Below are 6,905 nucleotides of genomic sequence, written 5' to 3'. Positions count from 1 at the left end.
GTCTATGCCTTTTCTGCCGCGCTCCGCGATGCGCTGGAAAGAGAAGGAGAGGCAAAACCCGAACTCGACCTTGCGCCGGACCGCGACCTCGCGCGTCTTGAAAGCGCCCTCGCAGCCCCGCGCGGGCGCGCCTCTCTCTCAAATCATCTTCGCAAGAGGGCGGGCATTGACGGCGTGAAGACCGCTCTTCTCCGCGAGCTTGCCCCGCCAGATGTTTTCAGTGATCCGCGGCTGCTTGCCCATGCCATCAAGCATCTCGCGCTACCGCTGCAACGCCCGCGCCCCATTGACGAGGCGATCAGCGTGGCAGGCGGTATTGCGCTTGATGAGCTTGACGAAAACTGGATGCTGAAAAAGCTCCCCGGCATTTTCGTTGCAGGCGAAATGGCAGACTGGGAAGCGCCGACAGGCGGCTATCTCATCACGGCCTGCCTCGCAACGGGCCGCGCCGCCGGTGACGGCGCGGCGTCATGGCTCAGGCGTTCTTGACAAGCATTCCGCCATCAACCGGAATCGCAACCCCGTTGAGATAGGAAGAAGCGGGCAGCACGACGCTCAGCGTCACATGCGCCACTTCTTCCGGGAAACCATAGCGGCGAAGCGGCACGCGGCGCTTGGCAAAGATTTCCTTGTGCTCATCCGGTATTTCGGCCGTGATGCCGGTGCGGATCGGACCGGGACAGATGCAGTTCACTGTTATGCCTTCGCGGCCAAGCTCCACCGCCAGCGCGCGGGTGAGACCGATCACGCCGTGCTTCGCCGCCACATAGGTGGAATTGCCCGGCGTTGCGCCGAAACCTTCCGTGGATGCCACATTGACAACGCGCCCTTCGCCGGAACGCTTCAGCAACGGCAATGCGGCGCGCACGAAACGCATATGCGCCGTCAGCATCACATCCAGCGCGAGATTCCACGTCTTCTCATAGTCGTCTTCGCCAATGCCGTGAAAGGTCGCAAGCCCCGCATTGTTGACGAGAATATCGAGCCCGCCGAAACGTGCTTCGACTTCCTTCACCACACGGATAATGCCTTCGCCATCGGCGACATCAAGCGCCCAGCCTTCCGCCTCGCCGCCCTCGGCTCGGATTTCGGCCACAACCGCATCCACTCGATCCTGCTTCAGATCGATCACGGCAACTTTCGCGCCTTCACCCGCAAACACATGCGCGGTCGCCCGCCCCATGCCGCTCGCAGCCCCCGTGACAAGCGCAACCTTGCCCGCTATCGAGCGGCTGAGTTTCCTGATCGGCTCCATGTCTCCGTCTCCCCTGTTTGAATCTCTTGTGGGAAGAGGCTAGCAAAACCCGCCCTGTGCGACAGAGACAAAATCCGGCCGGGGGAGACGCTGCGGAAACCCCCTGGACTCAGCTACTCCAGCGTAAAAGCGATCTTCAGCTTCACCTGATAATGGCCGATCTTGCCGCCTTCGATATGGCCGCGTGTTTCCACGACTTCAAACCAGCGAAGCTCGCGCAGCGTTTTGGATGCCTTGTTGACCGCATTTGCAATCGCATCCTCGATTCCCGTTGCCGACGAACCGACAACTTCGGTGATCTTGTAAACATTGTCGCTCATGCCATGTCCTCCTTATTGCCTGCCTGTCGCAATGAAACTGGAGCGGCGGGCAGGCAAGGCAAGGCCGGGAGAACCGTTAAAGCATGGTCAACCCCGCCCATGTTTGGCAGACTGACAGAACCGGCACCGGGCATGCGCTTCAGGGATCAATCCGATGACAGCTCCCTATCGTCTTTTTCTCCTTGTTCTGCTTGCCCTTCTCGGCGCGGCGCTGCCGCTTGTCGGATTGCACGGACAGGAGGAAAAGCCGGACGCTGCGCCCGGTCTCGTTCTCGTCTCTACCGTGAAGGGCGCGATCAGCCCCGCCACCGCCAAGCAGATCACGGACGCGATAGCGCTCGCAGAAGAGCGCGAGGCGGAGCTTCTCGTCATCCGCCTCGACACACCGGGCGGCCTTGTCACCTCCACGCGCGACATCATCACCGCCATTCTTGGCTCGAAAGTACCCGTGGCTGGCTATGTCTGGCCCGCAGGCGGCCATGCGGCAAGCGCGGGCACCTTCATCATCTATGCGACAGGCATTGCCGCCATGGCACCCGGCACGAATATCGGCGCCGCAACGCCTGTGATGATGAGCGGCAGCACCGCCCCCCTGCCGGAGCAGCCGCGCCACCCCGCTGAGGAAGACGGCGCGCGCAGCACACCTACGAACGAGGAAGCGCTTTCAAAGAAAGCGACGAATGATGCCGTCGCGCTCATCCGCTCGCTCGCCGCCACGCATGGCCGCAATGCGGACTGGGCCGAGAAAGCCGTGCGCGAGGGAGAAAGCCTCAGTGCACAGGATGCAGTCGAGAAAGGCGTGGTGGAGGTGCTTGCGAGCGATCTCGACACGCTGCTCCGCGAGATCAACGGCCGCACCGTCGTGACCGCTGCCGGGGAACACACTCTCAACACGGCGGATGCCGAGGTCGAGCATGTGGAGCCGGGTTTCCTCGTCGAGATGCTCGCCCTCATCGCCGATCCGAATGTGGCCTTCCTGCTGATGATGATCGGCATTTACGGCATCATTTTCGAACTCTCGAATCCCGGCAGCATCGGCCCCGGCATTCTCGGCGCGATCAGCCTGTTGCTTGGACTTTATGCGCTGAACCATCTTCCGCTCGACTATGCGGGCGTCGCTCTCATCGTGCTTGGCCTCGTGCTGATGGGTGTGGAGGTTTTCACACCCACATTCGGCGTGGCGGGCTTTGGCGGGCTTGTCGCCTTTGTTCTCGGCGCCGCCATGCTGATCGACAGCGACAATCCCGACTTCCGTCTCTCCTGGTGGACCATCGCCGGAACCGCAATTGCGAGTGCAGCCTTCATCTTCTTCCTGATCGGCTACACGCTGCGCGCGCTGAAGCGACCCGTACTTACCGGCATCGAAGAAATGATCGGCGCCGAAGCCCGCGTGCTCGACTGGGAGAATGGCAGCGGCTTCGTTCATGTGCGCGGCGAACGCTGGCGCGCAACCGGACCTGTTGAACTCGCCCCGCAATCAACCGTTCACGTCGAACGGGTGGATGGCCTGACCCTCATTGTGAGATAGGCCGCCAACACCCGAAGCAGGAAGGAAGGCCCCTCATGGGAGGTTTCGCACTCTATATTCCACTGGCGGTCTTGCTGATCGCCTTCTTCTTCTCCGCCGTCAATGTCTTGCGTGAGTATCAGCGCGGCGTCGTTTTCACGCTGGGCCGCTTCACCCGCGTCGCGGGGCCGGGCCTCATCCTCGTCATCCCCGTGATCCAGCAGATCGTGCGCGTTGATCTGCGCACCTTTGTGGAAGACGTGCCGACACAGGATGTCATTTCGCGCGACAATGTGTCGGTGAAGGTAAATGCGGTTCTCTATTTCCGCATCGTTGATCCCGAAAAGGCGATCCTCAATATCGAGAACTACATGGAGGCGACAAGCCAGCTTGCGCAGACAACGTTGCGTTCCGTGCTCGGCAAGCATGAACTCGATGAAATGCTGGCAGAGCGCGACAAGCTCAATGCCGATATCCAGCTCATTCTCGATGAGCAGACCGATGCCTGGGGTATCAAGGTAGCCAATGTAGAGATCAAGCATATCGATATTGATGAAAGCATGGTCCGCGCCATCGCGAAGCAAGCAGAGGCCGAGCGTCTCCGCCGCGCGAAGATCATCAATGCGGAAGGCGAGCAGCAGGCCGCTGAAAAGTTGGTGGAAGCAGGACGCATTCTGGCGGGCGATTCCCGCGCGATGCAGCTTCGCTATTTTGCGGCCCTCCACGACATAGCCGGAGACAAGTCGAACACCATCGTCTTCCCCCTGCCGGTGGATATGGCCGACGCGCTCAAGACCCTTCGGGGCTAGAGACGATTTCCCTCCAAAGAGGTTCCGTCTCCGCTCGCGCAGCAGCGCTACATCGCCCGATAATGCAACCCTCTACAACGGCCGGTATCTGATTGATACCGGCCGCAACAGGGGGGGGGCGGGATGATGATCGACGTGACACTCCTTTGAGCAGCGCGCACCGCGCTGCCGCGATGTTCCGCTCCCCGGCCATCCACCTGCCTGTTTCCTGACGGGCGAGTGCTTTCCATCACGAAGGAATATTGCGCATGACACATGCCACAACTCCGCGCGCCCTGCGCACTGAAATCAACCTGTCCCACGCCATTCTCATCGCTGGAGCACTGGTCGCCCTGGCCATTCTGGTCGGCGCATGGGCATCATCCGGCCATGAGCCTTCCATCATCGCCAATCCGCAAGGCGGCGTCTGGATCAAGAAGGACGACACGCTCTTCATCTGCCGCGCAAGCCAGAAAGGCCCGGCCCCTTGCATCAATCTCGCTGATGGCTCGACCACCACCTTTGCCGACCTCGCCCGCTGAGCGAGTATCAGAAATGAAAAGGCGTCCCGGAGAAATCCGGGACGCCTCTTCTTTTGCGTGAAAGGCGGGATCAGAAGGCGAAGCGCAGTGCCGCCGCAACCGCCTGTTCGTCATAATCGCTTTGCAGCTCGGCATCATAGGTGACACGGAAGCTGAAGCGATCCGACACTTCCCAGGTCACGCCTGCGCCGACACCGTAGGACACATCATCCCGCGGCGTGGTGCGCGTGGTGAAAGCACCGCCGCCGACCACATTGCCGGTGAGCGCCTGATCCGGGTCAGCAAGCTCACCCAGCAGCTTCACACCGAACTCCGGCACGAGCTTCCCGCCGCTTTCGAGCGGGTGGCTGTAGCGGAGGTTCACGCCGGCAACTGCACGGAGCGATTCCACCGTCTGGCTGTCCACGCTGATGGGCAGCGGGCCGGTCTCCGTATAGGCGTCAATATCGACGCGGTTGTAGCGCAGCCCGGCATTGGGCGTCACATCCCACTGGCCGAAGGTGAACATCTTCCCGGCTTCCATGCGGGCAACGAACTGGTTGCCATCATAATCCGCGACATTCACACCGCCGATGGAACGGCGACGGCTTTCATACTCATTCATGCCGTAGCCAAGCGCGCCATTCACATACCAGTCACCGGGCCGGTAGGTCACATATGCCGTGACGCCATAGCCGCTGATATCATTGGAGGAATTGGCACCCGCGCCATTCTCTTCGACATCAGAGGCGATGTAGAAGCCGCTGATGCCCACACGCGTATTCGGTGCGACCTCGCCATCGATACCGGCGGTGATACCCCAGCTATCGGCATCAAAGCCGTTCACATTGCCCGGCGTGAACTTCGCCCGCGAGGCACCGGCACGGCCCCACACGGCCCACTTGCCATCGCCACCCAGCACGGCATCGCCCGCTGCGAGGCCGGTTGTGCCGTTCTGTGCGACGGTGAAGCCACCACCCGACAGACGATCCATGATCATGTCATAGATGAGATCGGTTGAAGTGATGGTAGCCGAGCTGCTGCCATTCGACTCTTCAGGCACCGTATCCTTGATTGCCTTGAGCAGGGCTTCGCGTTGCTCCTCTTCGGTTTCGAAGCTCGAGATCCACTGCACCAGCGGGCTGGTGAGCGGCTGCGTCGCCAGATAGACATCAAGCGCATCGGCAATGGCGAGCTCATTCGGCGTGTACTCGGCATCATCTGCCGTGTCGAAGGCTGTTTCCTCGATCTGAACGCGGAGGAAGAGTTCATCCGCCGAACCCGTTTCGATGATGTCGCCATTCATCACCTTCTCGAAGCGGAAAAGGAAGGTGTTATCCTCAACCACGGCGCCATTGTCGGTAACGCCGTTCTCTTCATGCGCATAGGCGATGAGAATATCCTCGCCGACCGATGCTTCGATATTGCCGGTCACATCCGCGAAGATCGTCGCACCTTCGGCAAAGGTGACGGTGTTGCCGCTCACGACACCGGCCGTGGTGTCCTGAACGCGGGTGAAGAAGAGGCTGTCCTCGCCGAAGAACACATCACCCGTGGCCGCGAAAAAGCCGCCAAGCCCGATATCGAGCGTGCCGAGCACGGAGACGGTTGCCGCTGCAAGGTCGGCACCGTTTTCCGTGGTAGCGAGAACCGCGTCCTCACCGACATTAATCTCGCCGTCCTCGTCCCGCGTATGGATGCCGACGCCATCAAGCACCAGACGTCCGCTCTCAAGATCGACAGTGTCGAAATTGGAGATTGCCCAGCCTTCGATACCGTCATCGAGAATGATCTCGTCATCATGCGCGAAGGTGAGCGCGGCAAAGGCGTCCGCAGGCGGCGGAGCGAAAATCTGGATCTCGCCCGCAGTAGCGTGGATACCCTTGCCAAGGACGACCCCTTCACCGGACACAAGCACATCATCATGCCCGTCACCCGTGTGAACCGCGCCCGTCACCGTGCCGCCATCAATCACGATCGTGTCATCGCTGTAGCCGAGCGAAGTATCAAGATTGCCGGTGATGACACCCGTGTTGAAAACATAGGTTTCGCCGGCATAGCCATACTCGCCATCGACCATAACTTTCACATCGCCGGTGATCTCGCCATGGTTCACGATGGAGGCGTATTCGGCCGCAGAGGCATAGATTGCGACGCCATCCTCCGAGGCGATGAGGCCGTCTTCCATATTGGTGATTTCGACCACCGGACCGCTGGCACGGAGCGCGTCCGCGTCATCGCCACTCGCCTGAATGGTGCCGGAGTTCTCCACAATCGTGGTCAGCGGGCTGCCCGACGAAATCACGACCGCATGTGCATCCTCACCATATGTCTGAATGGTGCCGCTGTTCTCGAGAATGGCCGTATCGCCATCGATGCGGGCGCCATGCGCATCATCGCCATGCGTGATGATGAGACCGCTGTTCACCAGGGTGGCGGTGCCGTCAAAAGCCCGGACCTCGACACCATGGGCATTGTGACCATAGGTGACGACGCTTGCGACCAGATCTTCAC

The 6,905-nt window shown here is 60.7% G+C and carries 7 protein-coding genes; 4 read left to right on the top strand and 3 right to left on the bottom strand.

Features of this window, described 5'->3' with window-relative positions; all coding sequences use genetic code 11:
* On the top strand, positions 1-489 hold a 489-nt coding region (locus tag WBF74_RS12655; RefSeq protein WP_424440461.1), incomplete at its 5' end, for an NAD(P)/FAD-dependent oxidoreductase.
* Here WBF74_RS12655 and WBF74_RS12650 read toward each other — a convergent pair.
* Positions 476-1,255: an SDR family NAD(P)-dependent oxidoreductase gene (locus tag WBF74_RS12650; RefSeq protein ID WP_424440459.1), complete on the bottom strand. Its 780-nt coding sequence runs from the start codon at positions 1,253-1,255 to the stop codon at positions 476-478. The genes WBF74_RS12655 and WBF74_RS12650 overlap by 14 nt on opposite strands.
* Before the next feature lie 113 nt (positions 1,256-1,368).
* Positions 1,369-1,575, bottom strand: coding sequence for a dodecin (locus WBF74_RS12645; RefSeq protein WP_424440457.1), 207 nt, complete (start codon positions 1,573-1,575; stop codon positions 1,369-1,371).
* Positions 1,576-1,729: 154 nt separating this feature from the next.
* Here WBF74_RS12645 and WBF74_RS12640 point away from each other — a divergent pair, with 154 nt between their 5' ends.
* The 3 genes from WBF74_RS12640 (at position 1,730) to WBF74_RS12630 (ending at position 4,412) form a co-directional block, all read left to right on the top strand.
* On the top strand, positions 1,730-3,103 hold the full coding sequence (locus tag WBF74_RS12640; protein WP_424440455.1) for an NfeD family protein: 1,374 nt from the start codon (positions 1,730-1,732) through the stop codon (positions 3,101-3,103).
* 35 nt (positions 3,104-3,138) lie between these two features.
* The gene (locus WBF74_RS12635; RefSeq protein ID WP_424440453.1) at positions 3,139-3,891 is read left to right on the top strand and encodes a slipin family protein; all 753 of its coding nucleotides are present in this window, start codon (positions 3,139-3,141) and stop codon (positions 3,889-3,891) included.
* A 248-nt stretch (positions 3,892-4,139) separates the two neighbouring features.
* Positions 4,140-4,412, top strand: coding sequence for a hypothetical protein (locus tag WBF74_RS12630; RefSeq protein WP_424440451.1), 273 nt, complete (start codon positions 4,140-4,142; stop codon positions 4,410-4,412).
* A 70-nt stretch (positions 4,413-4,482) separates the two neighbouring features.
* Here the strand turns inward: WBF74_RS12630 and WBF74_RS12625 are convergent.
* The coding region (locus tag WBF74_RS12625; protein ID WP_424440449.1) for an autotransporter outer membrane beta-barrel domain-containing protein at positions 4,483-6,905 on the bottom strand (2,423 nt) is incomplete at its 5' end.

Origin of the sequence: Parvibaculum sp. (assembly GCF_049672805.1) — a bacterium.
In the GTDB taxonomy this organism is placed as follows: Bacteria; Pseudomonadota; Alphaproteobacteria; order Parvibaculales; family Parvibaculaceae; genus Parvibaculum.
Note: the sequence above shows the minus strand (reverse complement) of the source record. Positions and strands in the feature narration are given on the sequence as shown.